This is a genomic window from Pseudomonas baetica (assembly GCF_019733355.1).
In the GTDB taxonomy this organism is placed as follows: Bacteria; Pseudomonadota; Gammaproteobacteria; order Pseudomonadales; family Pseudomonadaceae; genus Aquipseudomonas; species Aquipseudomonas baetica_A.
Map to the genome: position 1 here is coordinate 1 of NZ_JAIHLQ010000012.1, position 23,096 is coordinate 23,096.

Sequence of the window (23,096 nt, forward strand, 5' to 3'; positions counted from 1 at the left end):
AAATGGTGCGAGAAGCGATCCTGATCTACAACCAGGAACGCCCGCACCTGTCCTTAAAATACAAAACGCCCGATGCAGTGCATCGGGCGTTGGGGTGAAACAGGTGTAAACCTATTTCAGGACTAGACACACTGTAAGGTTACGGCAGCATACCGGCGTGGGACAGGCCGAAACGCTCGTCCAGCCCGAACAGGATGTTCATGTTCTGCACCGCCTGCCCCGACGCGCCTTTGACCAGGTTGTCGATCACCGACAAGACCACCACCAGATCGCCATCCTGCGGACGGTGAACCGCAATACGGCAAACGTTGGCGCCGCGCACGCTGCGAGTTTCCGGATGACTGCCCGCTGGCATCACATCGACGAACGGTTCATCGGCATAACGCTTTTCGAACAGTGCCTGCAGATCCACCGAGCGATCGACCACGGTGGCGTATAACGTGGAATGAATGCCACGGATCATCGGGGTCAAGTGAGGAACGAAGGTCAGACCGACATCCTCGCCCGCCGCGCGACGCAGCCCCTGGCGAATTTCCGGCAGGTGACGGTGACCTTTCACCGCGTAGGCCTTCATGCTTTCCGACGTCTCGGAGTACAGCGAGCCTACAGCCGCGCCGCGACCTGCACCGCTGACACCGGACTTGCAGTCAGCGATCAAACGCGAGGTGTCGGCCAGACCGGCTTCAAGCAACGGCAGAAAACCCAACTGTGTTGCGGTTGGATAGCAACCCGGCACCGCGATCAGGCGTGCTTTCTTGATTTGCTCGCGATTGACTTCAGGCAAGCCATAGACAGCTTCATCCAGCAACTGCGGAGCACCGTGAGGCTGACCGTACCACTTTGCCCATTCTTCAGCGTCTTGAAGACGGAAGTCCGCAGACAGGTCGATGACCTTGGTGCCTGCGGCCAGCAATTCACCTGCCAGTGCGTGAGCCACACCGTGCGGTGTCGCGAAAAAAACCACATCGCAAGCGCCCAACGTTTTGATATCGGGCACGCTGAACGCCAGGCCGTCGTAGTGTCCGCGCAGGTTCGGGTACATGTCAGCCACGGGCAGACCGGCCTCGGATCGGGAAGTGATCACGACCACTTCTGCCTGCGGATGCTGTGCCAACAGACGCAGCAGTTCGACACCGGTGTAACCCGTGCCGCCGACGATACCGACCTTGACCATAAACCTGCCCTCAACGAACCCACTGGAAAGCCGTCGATAATAGGGGCCACGCGCGCCTGCGACAACCATCAAGGTGACGCGCGGACGCTCAAGCCTCTACTATCCGGCTTACCGTGAATGAGGGAATAACCCAAAATGCTCTATCTGTGGATCAAGGCTTTTCATATCGTCAGCGTCGTTTGCTGGTTTGCCGGGCTGTTTTACCTGCCGCGACTGTTCGTTTATCACGCGCAAAGTGAAGACACCGTCAGCAAGGAACGCTTCAGCGTCATGGAGCGCAAGCTGTATCGCGGCATCATGGGCCCGGCCATGATCGCTACGCTGATCTTTGGCGGCTGGCTGATCTATCTCAACCCGAGCATCTTCAGCATGGGCGGCTGGATACACGCCAAATTGACCCTGGTCGTCTTGCTGATCGGCTACCACCACATGTGCGGCGCGCAGGTAAAACGTTTCGCTCGTGGCGAGAACACCCGCAGCCATGTCTTTTATCGCTGGTTCAATGAAGTGCCGGTTCTGATATTGCTGGCTATCGTAATTCTGGTCGTGGTCAAGCCGTTCTAACTTCAACAAACACAACACTTTGGGGTACTTCCAATGTCGCTGCCCGCTCTGCTCGAACAAACTCTGCGCCTGCCAGTGGTAGCGGCGCCGATGTTTCTGATCTCCAACCCTGAACTGGTGATCGCCTGCTGTCGTAATGGCGTGGTCGGTAGCTTCCCGGCGCTGAACCAACGCGAAAGCAGCGGTTTCAAAGCCTGGCTGGAACAGATCGAAGCGGGATTGGCGACACTGAACAACCCGGCACCGTACGCAGTGAACCTTATTGTTCACAACAGCAACCCGCGCTTGCAGGCGGACCTTAATATTTGCGTCGAGCACAAAGTGCCCATCGTCATCACCAGCCTCGGCGCGGTCAAGGAACTGGTCGACGCCGTGCACAGCTATGGCGGTCTGGTCTTCCACGACGTTACCACCCGCCGTCATGCCGAGAAGGCTGCCCAGGCGGGTGTCGACGGTTTGATCGCAGTGGCGGCCGGCGCCGGCGGTCATGCCGGCACCTGGAGCCCGTTTGCACTGATTGCCGAGATCCGTGAGTTCTTCGACAAAACGTTGTTGCTTGCAGGATGCCTGAACCATGGGCATGAGATTCTCGCTGCACAGATGCTCGGCGCGGATTTGGCCTACTTCGGTACGCGATTTATCGGCACCACTGAAAGTCATGCACCTGACGCCTACAAGCAGATGCTGCTGACAGCCAAAGCGGCAGACATCATTCATACTCCAGCGGTTTCCGGGGTGCCGGCCAGTTTCATGCGTCAAAGCCTGGAGGCAGCCGGTTTCGACATGACCGCGCTACAAGGCAAGGGCGAAGTGAATTTCGGCGATAAGCTCAAACCGATCAGCGACGAAGCCAAAGCCTGGAAAACCGTGTGGTCTGCCGGTCAAGGTGTCGGACAGATTGATGATCTGCCAAGCGTGGATCAGTTGATCGCGCGCCTCGATGCTGAGTACCGCCAGGCCCAGGAGCGCGCAGCGCAGTTGCCGAAACGCTGGCCTCGCTGAGAAAATCGCGCCCGTCCCTTGTGGACAGGCCTTACACTAACGACCTTTCAATCTACTCGCGACAAGGATGCCTCGCCCATGAGCGACACCCGTTACAAGATCGTTTTCGACGGCGCTCTACAGCCCGGTGTTGATATCACCACTGCCAAACTCAATCTGGCGGATCTGTTCAAAACCGAAGTGACCGCCATCGAGCGTCTGTTCAATGGCAGTACAGTGGCACTCAAACGCGACCTGTCCCATGGCGATGCTCATGCTTATTTGCAAGCGTTGAGCAAAACCGGGATCGATGCACGGATCGAAACAGAAACAGCCATCGAGTTGAACCTGTCGGACGTCCACGAACAATCTGCTGGCGTGGCAGAACCGGACTCACCCTATGCACCACCGCGCGCCAGCGTAGGCGAAAGCCTACCGCCATTCGCCACGCTCAAGCCATTCAGCGTCGAAGGCAGGATCGGACGCTTGCGCTTTCTGGCCTGGACAATGGTACTCAGCCTGGTGACGATGCCCATCGTCGGCGTGTTCGCCCTGATCGCCTTGGGGCTTGTCAGCGGCGACTCCACCACCGGACTGATCATCGGCGGCATCTTTGCCTTTTTCCTGTTTCTGGGATTCATGATTGTCAGCATCCTGTTCACCGTTCAACGTCTGCACGACATCGGCTGGTCAGGCTGGCTGTGGTTACTGAACCTTGTACCGTTCGTGGGCAGTTTCTTCCCGCTGGTGATTATGGCCGTCCCCGGCGATACCGTCGCCAATCGCTATGGTCCACCACCGCCACCAAACACCACCGCAGTGAAAGTGCTCTGCTCCCTGTGGATCGTGTTTGTCGCCCTGATATTCGCGGGCGCAATACTCGGTGGAATCTCGGCAGTTCAGCAGGAATACGAAAGCACCCTGGAAAGCAGCTACGAAAGCGGCTCTGTGACCACCGACGAAATCGATGTCGAAGTCGAGCCGGCCGCAAATTCCGCTGACGAGGCAGCCGAAGCGGCGCAGGCCCCTGTAGACTCTGCGAACGAATGAGCAGCGCTCCCCGCCGTGACACCCGCGTCGCTGGCGCGGAGTTGTTGCGATGGAGAATTGCATGACCCGTTACGCTCTGATCACTGGCGCCTCCAGCGGTATCGGCTTGGCCATGGCCGAAGCACTGGCGCGGCGCGGCCGCAGCCTGATTCTGGTGGCACGACAGCGTGATCAGTTGGAAAGCATTGCGATCGAACTGACCCAGCGCTTCGGCGTCGAGGTGCTGTTCCGCGCCTGCGATCTGGGCGAGCCGTTGCGCCTGTCCGGTTTTTTGCTGGAACTGGAAGAAGGTGACCGACAGATCGATCTGTTGGTGAACTGCGCTGGCATCGGCACCTGTGGCCCCTTTTTGGCTCAGGACTGGATGACCGAACAAGATCTGATCGAGGTCAACATCCTCGCCCTCACCCGCTTGTGCCATGCGATCGGCAACAGCATGGCACTGCAGGGTGGGGGGCAGATTCTCAACGTCGCTTCGATTGCCGCGTTCAATCCTGGTCCATGGATGAGCACGTACTACGCCAGCAAGGCCTACGTCCTGCATTTTTCCGAAGCGCTGCGCGTGGAGCTCAAGCAGAGCGCAGTAAAAGTTTCGGTTCTGTGCCCTGGCCCGACCCGCACAGCCTTTTTCCGCACCGCGCAGCTCAACAACGAGAAACTCAACGACAGCAAAATGCTGATGAGCCCCGAAGAAGTCGCGCTATACACCGTGCGTGCACTGGAAAAAAACCGCGCGATCATCATTCCAGGACGGCGCAATCGCTGGTTCGCGTTTCTGCCGCGACTCGGTTCGCGCTGGCTCAACCGCACCCTCGTCGGTATGGTCAACAAGGCTTACTGCCCACGCTGAACTGTCCTACGGCAAAAAACTGGGCGGGTCCATTCCCCATGAGTACACTCAGGCCAACCCACACAACGGAGAAAACAGCAGTGGATACTCTGTTCACTAAGATCATCAACCGGGAAATCCCGGCGAAGATCATTTACGAGGACGACCAGGTTCTGGCGTTCCACGACATCGCCCCTCAGGCACCGGTGCATTTTCTGGTGATCCCGAAGAAACCGGTGCGCACCCTCAATGATCTGACTGAAGACGACAAGGCACTGGCCGGGCACATCCTGTTTACTGCTCAGCGCCTGGCGCTGGAGTTGGGTTGCGAAGAAGGCTTTCGCGTGGTGATGAACTGCAATGAAAAAGGTGGGCAGACCGTCTATCACATTCATATGCACGTACTGGGTCAGCGCCAGATGAACTGGCCTCCGGGCTAAGGCACAATCCCTTCCACTGCGGGGGCGGGCTTGCTCGTGAAGATGTCAGCACATTCGGAGCATCTTCGGCTGACACACCGTTTTCGCGAACAAACTCCGCTCCCACAAAGAAACATGCCCCCATGGCATATGACCCAGCGCAAACCTTCCCTGGCCGATTCGGTTAAACTGGCCATCGAGATTCTTCCCGGAGGTCAGCATGACTACCCAACGTCACTACTCGCCGATTGACCGTCTTCTGCTGCAAGCCGATGCCGCGATGCGTACATTACTGCCATTCAGTGGCCAGCCGTACCGCCCGTCACCGGCCATCCTGCAGCCGGAAACACAAATGAGCGACGAAGACACTCGCCATGTCGCCGGCCTGATGCGCATCAACCATACCGGTGAAGTCTGTGCCCAGGCGCTGTATCAGGGCCAGGCCCTGACCGCCAAATTGCCGCAAGTGCGCGAAGCCATGGAGCACGCCGCGGAAGAAGAGATTGATCACCTGGTCTGGTGCGAACAACGCATTCAGCAACTGGGGAGCCATACCAGCGTGCTCAATCCGCTGTTTTATGGCATGTCGTTCGGCATCGGCGCTGTCGCTGGCTTGATCAGCGACAAGGTCAGCCTGGGGTTTGTTGCGGCCACCGAGCATCAGGTGTGCAAACACTTGAATGAGCATCTGGAGCAACTGCCAAATGGGGATGAAAAGTCCCGGGCAATTCTGCAGCAGATGCGTATCGATGAAGAGCATCATGCCGAGAGTGCACTGGAGGCTGGCGGTTTCCGCTTTCCGGCACCGGTTAAGTTCGGGATGAGTCTTTTGGCGAAGGTGATGACCAAGAGCACCTACCGGATCTGAAGACTGTATCCGTACCAGAGGGTTTCATCGCAGGTAAGCCGCTCCCACAAGCTCTTTACTCCTGCCATAAAAAAGGCGACTACCGCTAAGTAGTCGCCTTTTTTGTGTCTCGCCGCCGGGTGACCGATCACGGCCCTGAAAAAGCGGCGCATCATGCAGACGTCAGCGGGGGATCGCCAGAATCGGCACTGCTTTTATGATAGTTGAATGTCGGTTCAACCGAGTTCGACGATTTCGTAATCGTGGGTGATAGCAACGCCAGCGGCGCCGAGCATGATCGAAGCCGAGCAATATTTTTCGGCAGACAGTTCGATGGCGCGCTTGACCTGGGCTTCTTTCAGGCCACGGCCCTTGACCACGAAGTGCATGTGGATCTTGGTGAACACCTTCGGATCTTCAGTCGCACGCTCGGCTTCAAGGAAGGCTTCGCAGCTTTCAACGTTCTGACGGGACTTCTTCAGAATGCTGACCACGTCGAAGTTGCTGCAACCGCCGACGCCCAGCAGGAGCATTTCCATCGGACGAACCCCCAGATTACGACCACCGGCGTCCGGAGGACCGTCCATGACCACAACATGCCCACTACCGGATTCGCCGAGAAACATGGCTTCGCCAGCCCATTGGATGCGTGCCTTCATCGCCCAGACTCCACTGTAAAAAAAGGGGCGCCAGCTTATCACAGGGCTTTGCTCTGACAGCGAGCAGCGTTCATAGGACGAATGCTCCAGTAGCGTAGGTAATTTCTCGAATTTGCGCGGAAGTGTCTGGTAAGCTGGCGCCAATTCGCTGGCGCTCAGCCAGTTGTGTAGCGACCATCTTCAGCGCCTCATAAAAAAATTAAACATAACCGTGCAGTTTTTTCGGGATACAACCATGGTTGCTATTACCCCCATACCCAAAATCAAGAACCTCGACAAGCTGTTGACGCATTGTCAACGCCGTCGGCATGCGGCCAAGAGCAACATCATTTGTGCTGGCGATCGTTCGGACACGTTGTACTTCATCATCAAGGGGTCGGTGACGATCCTGATCGAGGATGACGACGGCCGCGAGATGATCATTGCGTACCTGAACGCGGGGGACTTCTTCGGCGAACTGGGACTGTTTGAACAGGCCGGCCAGGAACAGCAGCGCAGTGCCTGGGTGCGGGCCAAGGTCGAGTGCGAAACGGCGGAAATCAGCTATGCGAAGTTCCGCGAATTGTCGCAGCAGGATCCGGACATTCTTTACGTCCTCAGCGGACAAATCGCACAACGCCTGCGCAATACCACGCGCAAGGTCGGCGATCTGGCGTTCTTCGACGTCACGGGACGAGTGGCACGCTGCCTGTTGGAGTTGTGCAAGCAACCCGACGCGATGACCCACCCGGACGGCATGCAGATCAAGGTGACCCGTCAGGAAATCGGCCGGATCGTCGGTTGTTCGCGGGAAATGGTCGGTCGCGTGCTCAAGGATCTTGAGGAGCGCAACCTGGTCGACGTGAAAGGCAAGACGATGGTGGTCTTCGGTACTCGTTAGATACCGACGCTGTAGATCTGCGCCAGCATTAAACGAAAGAGCTCATCGAGTCGCGCCAACGCCTGTGGCGCGCTGAATTTCTCGTGAAAGGCGATATGGCTTTCGGCACGCACTCGCGGTTCCAGGCCACAGGCTTGGTTGAAACGATTGACCGCCGCGACCATCGATTCGCGTTCGTTCTCCATCAGCATCGCACCGTGCACCAGGCCCACCGGACGCTGTCCGCCCTGACTCTGGCGCCAGCGCTGGGCGGTGCCAACCATTTTTCGGCCGTCGAGGTTAACGTTGAAACGTCCGTCACAGAACGCTCCTTCGATTTCACCCAAGGACGATGTGCCGCCCAACTCATCAAGCAACTGACAGATCGGATCGCACAAGCGGCGGTAGCCGGTTTCGATGCGGTTCAGATCGCCTTCGTTGCGGGGTGGCGCGTAGACCAGTGCAATGTTGATCGTCGCAGCAGATTGCGGGACGGGTTCGCCGCCAGTTTCGCGCAGGAGCACCGGCCAGCCGGCGGCAGCGGAGACTTCGCAGGCGTGTTCGAAACCGGGGAGACGATTGAGGCGGCGAGGCATGACCAGCGCATGGTCGCTGGGTTGCCAGAACAGAAGGCCGAATTCCGCATCACCGGCGCAGACTGAGGCGAGCAAGTCCTGCTCGGCTTGCAGGCCGGCTTCAATGGTCAGGGCGGTTGGCTGCGACATGCATGGCTCCGACAGACTTGAAGTCTTTAGAGAATTTGAGGGCCTCTTCGCGAGCAAGCCCGGCCCCAAAGGGGACGCGGGCGCCTGCAAAAAAGATCAGTCGAGGGTCGAGCCGCTGACCGCAGCCCCACGTTCCGGGAAGAACAGACGCTGCAATTCAACACCCGGGCTTTCGGCGCGCATGAACGCTTCGCCGACCAGGAACGCGTAAACGTCGCTGATTTCCATCAGTTCGACATCTGCACGGTTGAGGATGCCGCTCTCGGTAATCACCAGACGATCGCGCGGAATACGCGGCAGCAGGTCGAGGGTGGTTTCCAGACTGACGTCGAAAGTGTGCAGATTACGGTTGTTGACCCCGACCAGTGGCGTATCGAGAGTTTTCAACGCACGTTCCAGCTCATCACCGTCGTGCACTTCCACCAAGACATCAAGACCAACGCCTTTGGCCACCGACGCCAACTCGGCCATTTTCACGTCATCCAGCGCGGAAACGATCAACAGCACGCAGTCGGCGCCCAGCGCACGGGCTTCGACGATCTGGTACGGATCGATCATGAAGTCCTTGCGGATCACCGGCAGTTTGCACGCGGCGCGAGCCTGTTGCAGGTACGCATCGGCGCCTTGGAAGTAATCGATATCGGTCAGTACGGAAAGACAGGTCGCCCCACCCTTCTCGTAACTTTTGGCAATGTCGGCCGGAACGAAGTTTTCGCGGATCACGCCTTTGCTCGGCGAAGCCTTTTTGATCTCGGCAATGACCGCCGGTTGTTTGGTCTTGGCCTGTGCCAGCAACGCCTGGGCGAATCCACGGGGCGCATCGGCCGCTTTGGCCAGGCTTTCCAGCTCGCTCAGGCTCACACGAGCGCTACGCTCGGCGATTTCCTGAACTTTGCGCGCCAGAATGTTTTCCAGAACCGTCGGTACACTCATCCTTCATTCTCCACTTTGAATACCGCGGTAAAGGCACCCAGCTCCTCAAGTTTTTCCCGAGCGAGGCCGGTGTGCAGAGCGTCGTGCGCCAGCTCCACGCCTTGTTTCAAACTGCTGGCCACGTCGGCGGCGTAGAGTGCCGCGCCGGCGTTGAGCACAATCATTTCGGCGGCTTTCTGGCCGTTCTCGGTTTTGCGCTTGCCCAGCGCATCGCGGATCAGCGCCAGCGACGCCTCCGGGCCGTCGACCGACAGGCCGTGCAAGCTCTGGCTCTTCATGCCCAAGTCCTCGGGTTCGACCCAATACTCGGTGATCTCGTTGTTTTTCAGTTCGGCGACAAAGGTCGGTGCAGCGAGGCTGAATTCGTCCAGACCATCCTTCGAATGCACCACCAGCACATGCTTGCTGCCCAAGCGTTGCAAGACTTCCGCCAACGGTCGGCACAACGCCGGGTTGAACACACCCACCACCTGATGTTTAACACCGGCCGGATTCGTAAGCGGGCCAAGCATGTTGAACAGCGTACGCAGGCCGAGATCGCGGCGCGGGCCGGCGGCATACTTCATGGCTTTGTGATGGGTCTGGGCAAACATGAAACCGATGCCGACGTTGTCGATGCAACGGGCGACCTGAACCGGCGTCAGGTTGAGGTAGATACCGGCGGCTTCCAGCAAGTCAGCGCTGCCGCTCTTGCCCGACACCGCGCGGTTGCCGTGTTTGGCCACGGTGCAACCCGCTGCCGCAACAACAAAAGAAGACGCGGTCGATACGTTGAAAATGTTGGCACCGTCACCGCCGGTACCGACCACATCGACCACGCCGTCGAGGGTCTTGAGTTCGACCTGATCGGCCAGCTCACGCATCACCGATACGGCGCCGACGATTTCATCGATGCTTTCGCTCTTCATGCGCATGGCCATCATGAACGCGCCGATCTGCGCGTCAGTGCATTGGCCGGTCATGATTTCGCGCATCACGTCGCGCATTTCATCGGTGCTGAGGTCGAGGTGATCGACGATACGGCTCAGGGCTGTCTTGATATTCATGGGAAGTCCTTAGCGCGTGCCGCCGGTTTGTTTGAGGAAGTTGGCAAACAGTTCATGGCCCTGCTCAGTCAGGATCGACTCGGGGTGGAACTGTACGCCTTCAATGTTCAGGGTCTTGTGACGCAGGCCCATGATTTCGTCGACAGAGCCGTCATCGTGTTGCGTCCACGCCGTCAGCTCCAGGCAATCGGGCAAGGTTTCGTGCTTGACGATCAGCGAGTGGTATCGGGTGACGGTCAGAGGATGGTTGAGACCTGCGAAAACGCCCTTGTCCTCGTGGAATACCGGACTAGTCTTACCGTGCATCACTTGGCGGGCACGCACCACATTCCCGCCAAAGGCCTGACCGATGGACTGGTGGCCGAGGCAGACGCCGAGAATGGGCAGCTTGCCGGCAAAGTGCTTGATGGCCTCGATGGAGATGCCGGCTTCGGTCGGCGTGCAAGGCCCCGGAGAAACCACGATGCGCTCTGGCTTGAGCGCTTCGATTTCGGCAATGGTCAATTCGTCGTTGCGCACGACTTTGACTTCGGCACCCAGCTCGCCGAGGTACTGCACAACGTTGTAAGTAAAGGAGTCGTAGTTGTCGATCATCAGCAACATGGCGTTTCGAACCTCTTGAATTCTGACTTGAAGACAGCCTTCAGATGACTTGCCCGCAGGGCGCTGCACGATGTCGGACGCACAGATGGCGTCGGCAAAGCGGCATTTCGAACGGGCAAGGAAGGCAAAGCGATACAAATCCGGCCGGGCCGGCAGAAAAGATTCAGGCGCGCCAACGCCAACGGGCGTGTGCCTTGATGACTTGATCCAGAAGTTTGCTGGTGATCAACACGGGGAAGGTCTCGTTCATACGTTCCGGCACAGTAACTTAGCTGGGCAGAGCGTGCAATATGGCGGGGCTTGCAGGGCATAAAACTATGGAGGGGTTCGCGATCGATGGCAAAAGGCCGGAAGTTTTTGGTACTGTCGTTTCGTTCACCTACAACAATAAATAAACGGACTTGCTCATGATCAAACAGACGTTGTTTGTACCGCTGGCCGGTTGCTTGCTCGCCCTGGCCTGCGCCCAGGCGTATGCAGCACCCAATCCTTACTCAAGCTTCATCGTCTTTGGCGACAGCCTCAACGATGCCGGGACATTCACCGACACCGGCGGCCCGGCGGGCGCCACCCAGCGCTACACCAACCGCACTGGCCCGGTTTATCTGGATGGCAGCGGTGAATTGCGCTCGCTGAACTCCACGCAACTGCTGGGCGGACGCCTCGGGTTTACGGCGGATCAAACAGCCTCTTCCAGTTCAGCTGTACGCGCCAATGCAGGCCTGCCGGACGGCAACAACTGGGCGGTGGGGGGTTATCGAACTGACCAGATCCTCGACTCGATCACCACGCAATCTGCCACGGGGGAACGTACCCGCGCCGGCTACTTGCCATCGAACGGCTTGCGCGCCGACCCGAATGCGCTGTACTACATTTCCGGCGGTGGCAATGACTTCCTGCAAGGTCGAATTCTCAGCCTGCCTCAGGCTAACGCGGGTGCCGACCGATTGGCTGACAGCGTACAAGCCCTGCAAACGGCCGGCGCCAAATACGTGATGGTCTGGCTGTTGCCTGATGTCGGTTTGACCCCGGCCATCAACGGTACGCCTTTTCAGGCGCTCAGCAGTCAACTCGCCAGCCAGTTCAACAGCCAACTGGTGACACGTTTACAGGGCATCAACGCTGAAATCATTCCGTTGAATATTCCAGTGCTCCTGTCGGAGGCTTTCGCAGATCCCGGACGTTTTGGCCTGGCCACCGACCAGAACCTGACCGCGACCTGTTTCAGCGGCAGCAGTTGCACGGAGAACGCCCGCTACGGCATCAACAGTGCGACGCCGGATCCGAGCAAGCTGATCTACAACGACGGCGTACACCCGACCGAGGCCGGGCAGAAGCTGATCTCTGATTACGCCTATTCGCTGTTGGCCGCACCGTGGGAGCTGACACTGCTGCCGGAAATGGCCCACGCCACGCTGCGTGCGCACCAGGATGAACTGCGTACTCAATGGAAAGCGGATTGGGAGAACTGGCAACCCGTCGGTCAGTGGCGCGCCATTGTCTCCGCCGGCGGCCAGCATCTGGATGTCGACAGCCAAAGCAGCGGCGCCAGCGCCGACGGCAGTGGTTACAACCTCAACGTGGGGGGCAGCTATCGCCTCAATGATGCTTGGCGCGTGGGCGTAGCGGCAGGTTTCTACCGGCAGAATCTGGAAGCAGGCCACAACGATTCGGACTACAAACTCAACAGCTATCTGGCGACAGCCTTCGCCCAGTTCCAGCAAAATCGCTGGTGGGCTGACGCCGCGCTGACCGGTGGCAAACTCGACTACGACAACCTCAAGCGCAAGTTCGATCTGGGCGTCAGTGAAGGTGCGGAGAAAGGTGATACCGACGGCCACCTGTGGGCGTTCAGTACCCGCATCGGATACGACATTGCCCAACCGGGCAGTGAATGGCATTTGTCGCCGTTCGTCAGCGCCGACTACGCCAGCGTGGATGTCGATGGTTACTCAGAGAAAAGCAACCGGGCCACAGCACTGACCTTCAATGACCAGGCGCGAGATTCGAAACGTCTGGGCCTCGGTATTCAGGGCAAGTACAACATCACCCCACAAACCCAGGTGTTTGGTGAATACGCCCACGAACGTGAGTACGAGGATGACGTGCAGAAGGTCAACATCGCGCTCAATACCCTGCCGGCCAACGACTTCAAACTCGAAGGCTACACACCGCAGAGTCATTTGAACCGTTTGAGCCTGGGCGTCAGCCATAAACTGACGGCAGATCTGGCGCTGCGTGGCGGTTATACGTTGCGCAAGGACGATGACTTTACCCAGCAAGGGGTTAACGTCGGAGTCGTGCTGGACTTCTAAATCCCGCGCATAAAAAAGCGGTGCCCTCGCAGGCGCCGCTTTTTTATTGCCGAACACAAAGCCCACTGTGGGAGCGAGCCTGCTCGCGAAGAGGGTGTGTCAGCCACCATTAATGTTGGCTGACCAGCGCTTTCGCGAGCAGGCTCGCTCCCACAGGGTTTTGTGTTGGCTCAGCTTTCCGGGGTTTGTTCGGCCAGTGCCACGGCACGGAACATCGCCCGGCGCTTGTTCAGGGTTTCTTCCCATTCCAGCGCCGGCACCGAGTCGGCGACGATGCCGCCACCGGCCTGTACGTGCAATTCGCCGTTTTTGATCACCGCGGTACGGATCGCAATTGCGGTGTCCATGTTGCCGTTCCAGGCGAAGTAACCCACCGCGCCGCCATACACACCACGCTTGACCGGTTCGAGTTCGTCGATGATTTCCATCGCACGAATCTTCGGTGCCCCGGACAAGGTGCCCGCCGGCAGAATCGCCCGTAGCGCGTCCATCGCCGTCAGCCCGGCTTTCAACTGGCCGGTGACGTTGGAAACAATGTGCATCACGTTGGAATAACGCTCGATGACCATCTTCTCGGTGAGTTTCACCGAACCGATTTCCGAGACACGTCCGGTGTCGTTACGACCCAGATCGATCAGCATCAAGTGCTCGGCGATCTCTTTATCGTCGGACAGCAAGTCTTCTTCCAGCGCCAGATCGGCTTCTTCTGTCGCGCCACGCGGGCGAGTACCGGCAATCGGACGCACCGTGATCAGGTTGTCCTCGACCCGCACCAGCACTTCCGGCGAACTGCCGACGACGTGGAAGTCGCCGAAGTTGAAGAAGTACATGTACGGCGTCGGGTTGAAGCAGCGCAAGGCGCGATACAGATCGATCGGTGCCGCCTTGAAGTCGATCGACATGCGCTGCGACGGCACGACCTGCATGCAGTCACCGGCCAGGATGTATTGCTTGATGGTGTCGACGGCTTTTTCGTAATCGTTCTGGGTGAAACTGGAGCGGAACACCGGGTCAGCGGACTGTTGTTTGCTGAAGTCCAGGCCGCGACGCGGGGTGATCGGCTGGCGCAGTTTTTCCAGCAGTCCCTGCAATTGCGCCTGACCTTGCTCGTAGGCATCCGCCTGCACAGGGTCGGCCAATACGATGGCGTGCATCTTGCCGGCGAGGTTGTCGAACACCACGACCGCATCGGACACCATCAACAGAATGTCTGGCACGCCCAGCGGATCCGGATTCGGGCACTTGCCCAGACGTTTCTCGACATAACGCACGCAGTCGTAACCGAAATAACCGACCAGACCGCCGTTAAATCGCGGCAGGCCAGCAATGGTCGGCACGTTGTAGCGGGCCTTGAAGGTTTCGACGAAGGCCAGCGGATCTTCAACGTCGTGGCTTTCAGTCTCGACGCCATCAACGGTGATGCTGACGTGATGATCGTAAACCCGCAGCACGGTGCGGCACGGCAGGCCGATGATCGAGTAACGACCCCATTTCTCGCCGCCCTGCACGGACTCGAGCAGGTAGGAGTTGGGTTGGTCTGCCAGTTTCAGGTAGATCGACAGCGGCGTGTCGAAGTCGGCCAGGGTTTCGCAGGCCAACGGAATGCGGTTATAGCCATCAGCGGCCAAGCGCAGGAATTCTTCGCGAATCATAAGATGCCTCGTGGTGTGAGGTGCTGTCAGTCAGGTGTGCAAACGCGCCGGCAGGCCGGCCAGAAACAAGTCAGGCGCGCCAACGCCAGCGGGCCAGGGCCTTGATGACTTTCATCCAGAGTTTGCGGGTGACCACCACGATGGCGTTTCCAGAAGGGGATTGAGAAGCGTCGGGCAACGTTATCTCAGCGGCCGGATCCAGGCAACCGGGAATTAGCTTGCGCAGGTCGTCGATCACCAGTGCCGGGGATTCCTCGGCAATCGGCCGCCCATGGTTGTAGCCGTAACTCAGCGCCACACATTTGACCCCCGCCGCTTTCGCGGCCAGCACGTCGCTGCGCGAGTCGCCGACAAACAGCGATTGCGAGGCCGGGATGTTGGCCATTTTCATCACGAAGAACAGCGCGGCCGGGTCGGGTTTCTTCTGCGGCAAGGTATCGCCGCCGATGATCCATTTGAAATAGCGGCCGATTTTCATCTGGTCCAACAGCGGCGCGACGAAACGCTCCGGCTTGTTGGTGATCAACGCCATGGCCACGCCTTGCTTTTGCAGCCACTTGAGCGTGTCGCGCACGCCGGGATAGACCACAGTCAGCTCATGGCTGGCGCCGTAGGCCTGCATGAAAATTTCCAGCGCTTGCTCGGCTTCGACGTCATCCACAGAGGCATGATCGATACCGCCGGCCAGCGCACGACGCACCAATACCGGTGCGCCATTGCCAACCCACTCGCGCACCGACTCGATGCCCGCTGGCTGGCGGCCGAGGGTGAGCAGCATGTTGTCCACCGCCGCTGCCAGGTCGGGAACCGAGTCGATCAGCGTGCCATCCAGATCGAACATCACCAACCGTGGCAGTTTGCCCGGGAACAGCTGCTCAAAACCGCTCATGGGCGAGCCAGCGCCAGTTCGGAACGCATCTTGTCGATGACTTCCTGATAGTTCGGTGCATTGAAGATCGCCGAGCCGGCCACAAAGGTGTCGGCGCCAGCGGCGGCGATCTCACGGATGTTGTTGACGTTGACGCCGCCGTCGATTTCCAGACGGATATCACGCCCCGACGCATCGATGATCGCCCGTGCTTCGCGCAGTTTGTCGAGGGTGCCGGGAATGAACTTCTGCCCGCCAAAGCCTGGGTTGACGCTCATCAGCAGAACCATGTCGACCTTGTCGATCACGTACTTGAGCACGTCCAGCGGGGTCGCCGGGTTGAACACCAGACCGGATTTGCAGCCGCCCTCGCGGATCAGTTGCAACGAGCGATCGACGTGCAGCGTGGCTTCCGGGTGGAAGGTGATGTAGGTGGCACCGGCCTCGATGAAGTCGCCAACGATGCGATCCACCGGGCTGACCATCAGGTGCGCGTCAATCGGCGCAGTGACGCCGTACTTGCGCAATGCCGCGCAAACCATCGGGCCGATGGTCAGGTTGGGCACGTAGTGGTTGTCCATGACATCGAAGTGAACGAAGTCGGCACCAGCGGCGAGGACGTTGTCCACTTCTTCGCCGAGGCGGGCGAAGTCGGCGGAAAGAATCGACGGAGCAATTACGAAGGGCTGCATGACGCACCTTTACTGAGCTAAATCACGATGGCGCGCATTGTATACCTCAAGTTTCCGCGCGCGCACCGTGACGGCGATGATCAGTAGGCGGCGCGGTAGATCTTCTCGATATCGATGGCGCTGAGTTTACGTGGGTTGTTGCGCATCAGACGTTCAATGCCTGCGGCCTCCAACGCCATGGCCGGGATCGCGTCTTGCGGTACACCGAAACTGCGCAACCCGGCGGGAATCTCCACCGCTGCACACAAGTCGGTCATGGCCTGCACGGCTTTATCCGCTGCCTCAATGGCACTCAGATGAGCGGTCTTCACCCCCATGGCTTCGGCAATATCCTGCATCCGCTCGACGCAGGCCATCTTGTTCCAGGTCATGACATAGGGCAGCAGTAGCGCATTGCTGACACCATGGGCAATGTTGAAACGCCCGCCCAGCGGATAGGCCAGCGCATGCACCGCACCGACCCCGGCGTTACCGAATGCCATGCCGGCCATCAGGCTGGCGGTGGCCATGTCTTCCCGCGCTTGCAGGTTGGCGCCGTTGGCGTAGGCCTTGGGCAGGGCCTTGGCGATCAGTTTGATCGCGCCGAGGGCCAGGGAATCGGTGATCGGCGAGGCGTTGACCGACAGATAGGACTCAATGGCATGCACCAACGCATCGACGCCACTGGCGGCGGTGACACTGCGTGGGCAGGTCAGGGTCATCTGCGGACTGACCAGCGCGACGTCCGGTAATAGATAGTCGCTGACGATGCCTTTCTTCAACTGCGCAACCTTGTCCGAAAGAATGGCGACGTTGGTCACTTCCGAGCCGGTGCCGGCAGTGGTCGGGATGGCGATCAGCGGCGGCCCTTTGCGTGGCACCTGTTCGACGCCGAACAGATCCTCCAGCGCGCCGTGATAACCGGCATACGCGGCAACGCTTTTGGCGATGTCGATAGCACTGCCGCCGCCCAGACCGATCAAGCCGTCATGCCCGCCTTCGCGGTACGCACGCATGCAGTCTTCGACAATGGCGATTTCCGGATCCGGCAGCACGCGGTCGAAAATCTCGTACTCGCGCCCACCCAGTTGCACCAGCGCCAGCTCAACGGTGCCGGATTTGACCAGCGCGGCGTCGGTGACGATCAGCGGGTTGTCGATGTCGAGGCGGGTGAGTTCCGCCGCCAATTGCTCGATGGCGCCGGCGCCGGTGATCAGTTTGTGAGCGATTTTGAACTGAGAAAGACTCATGGTGCGCAGCCTCTTATAGATAGGGGAGCTGGGCACAAGATTAGCTGGGGATTTGAGGTTGTCTGCTATTCAGGTCATGAATAACCCAAGACTTCGCACACAACACAAATCCCTTGTGGGAGGGGGCTTGCTCCCTCCCACAGTTTTGATCGTTTACGGCTTCAGACCTGAGCGGTGCGCAATTTTTCGCTGCGGCCGCGTAGCCATTCAAGGGTCAGCAGCAGGATCACCGAGAAGGCGATCAGCAAGGTCGCGGCGGCCGCAATCGTCGGGCTGAGGTTCTCCCGAATCCCGCTGAACATCTGCCGAGGCAACGTGGCCTGTTCAGGCCCGGCCAGAAACAGCGTCACCACCACTTCGTCGAACGACGTGGCGAACGCAAACAACGCCCCGGAAATCACCCCTGGCGCAATCAGTGGCAAGGTCACACGACGGAACGCGGTCAACGGCGACGCACCGAGGCTGGCGGCAGCACGCACCAGATTGTGGTTAAACCCCTGCAACGTTGCCGACACGGTGATGATCACAAATGGCACACCGAGTACCGCATGCACGACGATCAGCGAGAAGAAGCTGTTGCCCAGGCCCAGCGGCGCAAAGAACAGATAACTGGCCACACCAATGATCACCACCGGCACGACCATCGGCGAAATCACCAGCGCCATCACCAGCGGTTTGCCGGGGAAGTCGCCACGGGTCAGGCCGATCGCTGCCAGCGTGCCGAAGACCATGGCCAGCGCCGTTGCGGCCGGGGCCACGATGATGCTGTTGCGAAGCGCCCGCATCCATTCCGCCGAGGCGAAGAAGTCCTGATACCAGTGCAGCGAAAAGCCTTGTAGCGGGTACACCAGAAAACTGCCCGAGTTGAACGACAGCGGCACGATCACCAGCACCGGCAGGATCAGGAACAGCAGAATCAAGCCGCAGAGGATCCGCAAGCTGTAGAACCACACCCGTTCGATGGGCGACATGTAAGGACTCAGCATCTCAAATTCCCCTTAGCTCAGGCGCAGGCGACTGGCGCCCACCAGCCAGCTGTAAATCAGATAAAGCACCACGGTTGCCAGCAGCAGCAAGCCGCCCAGCGCGGTGGCCATGCCCCAGTTGATGCTGGTGTTGGTGTAGAACGCGACGAAGTAGCTGACCATCTGATCGTTCGGGCTGCCGAGCAGCGCCGGGGTGATGTAGTAGCCGATGGCGAGGATGAACACCAACAGGCAACCAGCGCCGATACCGGCGTAGGTCTGTGGGAGGTACACCCGCCAAAAACTGGCGAACGGATGGCAGCCCAGCGAGATCGCGGCACGCATGTAGGTTGGCGAGATGCCTTTCATCACGCTGTAGATCGGCAGAATCATGAACGGCAGCAGGATATGCACCATCGAGATGTAAACGCCGGTGCGGTTGAACACCAACTCCAGCGGTTTATCGATGATGCCCATCGCCATCAGGGCGCCGTTGATCAGACCACCCGATTGCAGCAACACGATCCAGGCGGCGACGCGCACCAGAATCGAGGTCCAGAACGGCAACAGCACCAAAATCATCAGCAGGTTGCTTTGGCGCGATGGCAGGTTCGCCAGCAGGTAAGCCAGTGGATAGGCGAGCAGCAGGCAGATCACGGTGATGACCAGGCCCATCCAGAACGTACGGGCGAAGATGTCGAGGTAGATCGCCTGATCGGGGGTGGCCGGGGCGATCTCGCCGAGGTCGTCGATGCGGTGGTCGACCGCCGCCAGCAGGTAATACGGGGTGATGCTACTGGTGTTGCGCTTGACCGCTTGCCAGTAGGCCGGGTCGCCCCAGCGCTCGTCGAGTGTTTCCAGGGCGACTTTATAAGACGCCGGCTCGCTGGCAAATGGCAGCGCCCGGGCCGTTTTGGTCAGCAGGCTGCGATAGCCGGCCAACTCCATGTTCAAGCGCTTGGACAAATCGCCCAGCGTCGAGTTTTTCCGGGCTTCGGCGAGGTCGTCGCTGGCAGCCTTGTAGACCGGTTCGGCGGGTAGACCGCGACCGTCCCAACTGGCGATGGCCGCCACGGTACGCGGCATGCCGCCGACCACTTCCGGGTTGCCGACGCTTTTGTAGAGCAGCGCCACGATCGGCACCAGGAACACCAACAACAGAAACAACACCAGCGGCGCAATCAACGCCTGGGCCTTCCAGCGGTTGACCCGCTCGGCGTGCTTGAGCTTCTGCTTCAAGGTGGGGCTGGCGCCCTCGTTCAGGGGAACGGCGATGGCCATGACGTACTCCGCAAATCTTTGATCGTTACAGAGGTGGCGAACCACCTCGATCGATTGATGCACACAGATCCAAATGTGGGGGCGACGGTGCGACGATTCGACTTGCTCGCGAAGGCGGCGTGTCAGTCACATCAATGTTGAATGTACTGGCGCTTTCGCGAGCAAGCCTGCTCCCACAGGAGGGCGAGCCCTCGGGTTACTTCGCCGCCCAGGCGTTGAAACGCTGCTCAAGCTGCTCGCCGTTATCAGCCCAGAAGCTGACGTCGATCTGCACCTGGTTGGCGATATTTTCCGGGGTGGTCGGCATGTCTTTCAGAACATCCTTGGACAGCAGCGGTACGGCTTGGGTGTTGGCCGGGCCGTAGGCGATGTTTTCCGAGTACGTCTTCTGCTGCTGCGGCTGCACCGAGTAGGCGATGAACTTCTTCGCCGCTTCGGCACGCTTGGCGTCCAGACCTTTCGGGATGGCCCATGCGTCGAAGTCGTAGATGCCGCCGTTCCAGACCACTTGGAGGTTGGACTCTTTCTGCACGGCAGCGATGCGACCGTTGTAGGCCGAGCTCATGACCACGTCGCCGGAAGCAAGGTATTGCGGCGGTTGAGCGCCGGCTTCCCACCACTGAATGCTGGGTTTGAGCTCATCGAGTTTCTTGAACGCGCGATCCTGACCATCCTTGCCGGCCAGCACTTTGTAGACGTCCTTCGGCGCAACGCCATCGGCCATCAAGGCGAATTCGAGGGTGTACTTGGCGCCTTTACGCAGGCCACGCTTGCCCGGGAATTTCTTGGTGTCCCAGAAATCAGCCCAACTGGTTGGCGCGGTTTTCAGCTTGTCGGCGTTGTACGCCAGTACGGTCGACCAAACGAAGAAACCCACGCCGCAAGGCTGGATCGCCCCTTTGACGTAGTCTTCGCTCTTGCCGAACAACGCTGGGTCCAGTGGCTCGAACATGTCTTCGTCGCAACCACGGGACAGTTCTGGCGATTCAACCTCGACCAGGTCCCACGACACGCTCTTGGTATCGACCATGGCTTTGACCTTGGCCATTTCGCCGTTGTACTCGCCGGCAATGATCTTGCCGTTGCCCGCCGCTTCCCACGGTGCATAAAAGGCTTTGACTTGCGCCGCCTTGTTCGCCCCGCCAAACGACACCACGGTCAAATCCGGGCCAGCGGCCATTGCGCTTGCCGCACCCATCAGGCCCAGGGTCAGGGCGGTGAACTTCAGGGATCTCAACATTTATTGTTCTCTCCACGTGCAGGGTTGGTGTTGGTAGTGCCGGGGCGATCAGTTCGCCTCTAAAAGAGGATCAAGCGCGCGTACGTGCTCGACCTGCCAGCCAAGCGGAACCACGTCACCGACAGCGAGCCCGGGATCGAGCTCGGCAATCGGTTGTTTCACGAAGAAGTCGGTCTTGCCGCAGACTTCCAGGCGTACTCGGACGTGGTCGCCCAGATAGATGAATTCCGCCACCCTCCCTGAGAAGCGGTTGACGCATTGATCGCTCGAACCGTTGAGGCTGACGCGCTCCGGACGGATCGACAGAGTCACCGGTTCGCCGGTCTGGCCGACGTTGACCGCCAGCGCCTCGACCTTCTCGCCACGACCGAGTTCGACCACGCAACGCTCGCCGTTCTGGCTGAGCAAGCGGCCATTGAGGCGGTTGTTCTCGCCAATGAAGTTGGCGACAAAGGTGTTCTTCGGCTCTTCGTAGAGGGTGCGTGGCGGCGCGATCTGCTGAATTTCGCCCTGATGGAATACCGCAACGCGGTCGGACATGGTCAGGGCTTCGCCCTGGTCGTGGGTCACGTAGACCACGGTCACGCCGAGCCGCTGGTGCAGGTGCTTGATTTCCATCTGCATGTGTTCACGCAGTTGCTTGTCGAGGGCGCCCAGTGGTTCGTCCATCAGCACCAGTTGCGGTTCGAACACCAACGCGCGAGCCAGTGCCACACGCTGTTGCTGACCACCGGACAACTGTGCCGGATAGCGTGAGGCGAAAGCGTCGAGCTGAACCATGCTCAAGACTTTCTTGACCTTGTCGCCGACGTCGCTCTTGTTCAGGCCGCGCACGGTCAGCGGGAACGCAAGGTTCTCGGCCACGGTCATGTGCGGGAACAGTGCGTAGTTCTGGAACACCATGCCGATGTCGCGCTTGTGCGGCGGTACGTTGTTGATCGCACGCCCGTCCAGAAGGATTTCCCCGGCGGTCGGTGTTTCGAAACCGGCGAGCATCATCAGGCTGGTGGTCTTGCCGGAGCCGGACGGCCCGAGCAGGGTCAGGAACTCGCCTTTGCGAATGTCCACGTTGAGGTCTTTGACGATCAGGTTCTCGCCGTCGTAGCTCTTCTGCACTCCACGAAAGCTGACCAGCACATCACTGGCCCCTGCGTTTGAATCGACCTGGCTCATACCCGCACCTTTGTTGTTGATGACTGCTTGTGGGTTAAGCCTAGTGGCTGCTGACAGGCACGCAAATCGGGGCGCAGGAGAGAATCGCCTCAGCCGGATGGAAGGTTGGGGGTAGGGATTGCCCTACAAGGATGGCGCGTTTGGACAAGGCAGCCGCGAGCGACAAGCTGCGAGCCAACAGAGCAGGCATTAGCCGCTGTCGCTAACAGATATGCCCACAATCCGGAACACGGTGGAGATTCCATGTGGGAGGGGGCTTGCTCCCGAATGCAGTGGGTCATCCAACTTAGTTGGCGACTGATACACCGCATTCGGGAGCAAGCCCCCTCCCACCGTTTTTGATTGCGGTGATCTTCAGAGGAGTTTGTGTTCCATCGCGTATTTGACCAGTTCGGCCAGCGAGGTGATGTTGAGCTTCTGCATCAACCGCGCCTTGTGGGTGCTGATGGTCTTGCTGCTCAGGGCCAGTTGCTGGGCGATGTCGTTGACGTTGGCGCCTTGCGCCAGCCGCTCGAACACCGAGAACTCGCGCTCCGACAACAAAGAATGCAATGGTCGCGCATCAGTCAGGCCGACCTCGAAGACCATCCGATCAGCCAGATCCGGATCGATGTAGCGCCCGCCCGCCGCGACTTTGCGAATGGCGGTCAGCAACAGCGCCGGATCGCTGTCCTTGGTCGCGTAGCCGGCCGCTCCGACCTTCAATGCCCGCGCCGCCATTTGTGCTTCGTCGTGCATCGACAACACCAGAATGGCCGGCGGATTGTTCAGCGCACGGATTCGCGGGATCGCCTCAAGGCCGTTGACCCCAGGCATGGAGATGTCCAGCAACACCACTTCGCACGGCACATGACGCAGGGTTTCAAGCAGTTGCTCACCATTGCTCGCCTCCCCCACCACTTGCAGGTCCTTGGCCAGGCCAATCAATTGCTTGATGCCTTCTCGGACGATGGTGTGGTCTTCGGCTACCAGTACACGGATCACGTTCTTCT

The 23,096-nt window shown here is 59.3% G+C and carries 23 protein-coding genes; 8 read left to right on the forward strand and 15 right to left on the reverse strand.

All coding sequences use genetic code 11. From position 1 onward, the window contains the following. Nucleotides 1–139 precede the first annotated feature (139 nt). Nucleotides 140–1,174, reverse strand: coding sequence for an N-acetyl-gamma-glutamyl-phosphate reductase (gene argC, locus K5E40_RS12815; RefSeq protein WP_221731073.1), 1,035 nt, complete (start codon nt 1,172–1,174; stop codon nt 140–142). 135 nt (nt 1,175–1,309) lie between these two features. On the opposite strand from argC, the gene hemJ reads away from it, so the two are divergent. From hemJ to coq7, 6 genes are all read left to right on the forward strand, one after another. Next, the gene (hemJ, locus tag K5E40_RS12820) at nt 1,310–1,738 is read left to right on the forward strand and encodes a protoporphyrinogen oxidase HemJ (protein ID WP_221731074.1); all 429 of its coding nucleotides are present in this window, start codon (nt 1,310–1,312) and stop codon (nt 1,736–1,738) included. A 33-nt stretch (nt 1,739–1,771) separates the two neighbouring features. Further along, nucleotides 1,772–2,740 carry a nitronate monooxygenase family protein gene (locus K5E40_RS12825; protein WP_221731075.1) on the forward strand — a complete coding sequence of 323 codons (969 nt, stop codon included), beginning with the start codon at nt 1,772–1,774 and terminating at the stop codon, nt 2,738–2,740. 78 nt (nt 2,741–2,818) lie between these two features. After that, nucleotides 2,819–3,769: a DUF805 domain-containing protein gene (locus tag K5E40_RS12830; protein WP_221731076.1), complete on the forward strand. Its 951-nt coding sequence runs from the start codon at nt 2,819–2,821 to the stop codon at nt 3,767–3,769. 61 nt (nt 3,770–3,830) lie between these two features. Beyond that, on the forward strand, nt 3,831–4,619 hold the full coding sequence (locus K5E40_RS12835) for an SDR family oxidoreductase (protein WP_221731077.1): 789 nt from the start codon (nt 3,831–3,833) through the stop codon (nt 4,617–4,619). A gap of 80 nt (nt 4,620–4,699) precedes the next feature. Further along, a complete protein-coding gene (locus K5E40_RS12840; RefSeq protein WP_003228789.1) occupies nt 4,700–5,038 on the forward strand; it encodes a histidine triad nucleotide-binding protein in 339 nt (112 codons plus the stop codon). A 199-nt stretch (nt 5,039–5,237) separates the two neighbouring features. Further along, complete coding sequence (coq7, locus tag K5E40_RS12845) at nt 5,238–5,885, forward strand: 2-polyprenyl-3-methyl-6-methoxy-1,4-benzoquinone monooxygenase (RefSeq protein ID WP_221731078.1); 648 nt, start codon at nt 5,238–5,240, stop codon at nt 5,883–5,885. Between the two features lie 215 nt (nt 5,886–6,100). Here the strand turns inward: coq7 and K5E40_RS12850 are convergent, their stop codons facing one another. Continuing rightward, nucleotides 6,101–6,523 carry an OsmC family protein gene (locus tag K5E40_RS12850; RefSeq protein WP_221731079.1) on the reverse strand — a complete coding sequence of 141 codons (423 nt, stop codon included), beginning with the start codon at nt 6,521–6,523 and terminating at the stop codon, nt 6,101–6,103. 235 nt (nt 6,524–6,758) lie between these two features. Here K5E40_RS12850 and crp point away from each other — a divergent pair, with 235 nt between their 5' ends. Further along, nucleotides 6,759–7,403: a cAMP-activated global transcriptional regulator CRP gene (gene crp / locus K5E40_RS12855; protein ID WP_221731080.1), complete on the forward strand. Its 645-nt coding sequence runs from the start codon at nt 6,759–6,761 to the stop codon at nt 7,401–7,403. Here the strand turns inward: crp and K5E40_RS12860 are convergent. From K5E40_RS12860 to K5E40_RS12875, 4 genes are all read right to left on the reverse strand, one after another. Further along, a complete protein-coding gene (locus tag K5E40_RS12860; protein WP_221731081.1) occupies nt 7,400–8,107 on the reverse strand; it encodes a lipoyl protein ligase domain-containing protein in 708 nt (235 codons plus the stop codon). The genes crp and K5E40_RS12860 overlap by 4 nt on opposite strands. A gap of 96 nt (nt 8,108–8,203) precedes the next feature. Further along, a complete protein-coding gene (trpC, locus tag K5E40_RS12865; RefSeq protein ID WP_221731082.1) occupies nt 8,204–9,040 on the reverse strand; it encodes an indole-3-glycerol phosphate synthase TrpC in 837 nt (278 codons plus the stop codon). Further along, nucleotides 9,037–10,086 carry an anthranilate phosphoribosyltransferase gene (trpD, locus tag K5E40_RS12870; RefSeq protein WP_123532375.1) on the reverse strand — a complete coding sequence of 350 codons (1,050 nt, stop codon included), beginning with the start codon at nt 10,084–10,086 and terminating at the stop codon, nt 9,037–9,039. Before trpD ends, trpC begins: the two co-directional genes overlap by 4 nt. A gap of 9 nt (nt 10,087–10,095) precedes the next feature. Further along, a complete protein-coding gene (locus K5E40_RS12875) occupies nt 10,096–10,689 on the reverse strand; it encodes an aminodeoxychorismate/anthranilate synthase component II (RefSeq protein WP_221731083.1) in 594 nt (197 codons plus the stop codon). A 407-nt stretch (nt 10,690–11,096) separates the two neighbouring features. Here K5E40_RS12875 and estP point away from each other — a divergent pair, with 407 nt between their 5' ends. Beyond that, on the forward strand, nt 11,097–13,004 hold the full coding sequence (gene estP, locus K5E40_RS12880) for an esterase EstP (protein ID WP_221731084.1): 1,908 nt from the start codon (nt 11,097–11,099) through the stop codon (nt 13,002–13,004). Nucleotides 13,005–13,174: 170 nt separating this feature from the next. Here the strand turns inward: estP and trpE are convergent, their stop codons facing one another. The 9 genes from trpE to K5E40_RS12925 all read right to left on the reverse strand — a co-directional run bounded on the left by trpE (nt 13,175) and on the right by K5E40_RS12925 (nt 23,088). Continuing rightward, a complete protein-coding gene (gene trpE / locus K5E40_RS12885; protein WP_221731085.1) occupies nt 13,175–14,656 on the reverse strand; it encodes an anthranilate synthase component I in 1,482 nt (493 codons plus the stop codon). Between the two features lie 70 nt (nt 14,657–14,726). Next, nucleotides 14,727–15,545, reverse strand: a complete 819-nt coding sequence (locus K5E40_RS12890; RefSeq protein WP_221731086.1) for a phosphoglycolate phosphatase — start codon at nt 15,543–15,545, stop codon at nt 14,727–14,729. Further along, on the reverse strand, nt 15,542–16,216 hold the full coding sequence (gene rpe, locus K5E40_RS12895; protein ID WP_007918813.1) for a ribulose-phosphate 3-epimerase: 675 nt from the start codon (nt 16,214–16,216) through the stop codon (nt 15,542–15,544). Before rpe ends, K5E40_RS12890 begins: the two co-directional genes overlap by 4 nt. Nucleotides 16,217–16,296: 80 nt before the next feature. After that, nucleotides 16,297–17,445, reverse strand: coding sequence for an iron-containing alcohol dehydrogenase (locus K5E40_RS12900; protein WP_221731087.1), 1,149 nt, complete (start codon nt 17,443–17,445; stop codon nt 16,297–16,299). Nucleotides 17,446–17,606: 161 nt separating this feature from the next. After that, a complete protein-coding gene (locus K5E40_RS12905; protein ID WP_221731088.1) occupies nt 17,607–18,431 on the reverse strand; it encodes an ABC transporter permease in 825 nt (274 codons plus the stop codon). Between the two features lie 12 nt (nt 18,432–18,443). Then, complete coding sequence (locus tag K5E40_RS12910) at nt 18,444–19,691, reverse strand: ABC transporter permease (protein ID WP_221731089.1); 1,248 nt, start codon at nt 19,689–19,691, stop codon at nt 18,444–18,446. A gap of 196 nt (nt 19,692–19,887) precedes the next feature. Continuing rightward, nucleotides 19,888–20,931, reverse strand: a complete 1,044-nt coding sequence (locus tag K5E40_RS12915; protein WP_221731090.1) for an ABC transporter substrate-binding protein — start codon at nt 20,929–20,931, stop codon at nt 19,888–19,890. Between the two features lie 48 nt (nt 20,932–20,979). Further along, on the reverse strand, nt 20,980–22,104 hold the full coding sequence (locus tag K5E40_RS12920) for an ABC transporter ATP-binding protein (RefSeq protein ID WP_221731091.1): 1,125 nt from the start codon (nt 22,102–22,104) through the stop codon (nt 20,980–20,982). A 354-nt stretch (nt 22,105–22,458) separates the two neighbouring features. Then, nucleotides 22,459–23,088, reverse strand: a complete 630-nt coding sequence (locus tag K5E40_RS12925) for a response regulator transcription factor (RefSeq protein ID WP_008085218.1) — start codon at nt 23,086–23,088, stop codon at nt 22,459–22,461. Nucleotides 23,089–23,096 lie beyond the last annotated feature (8 nt).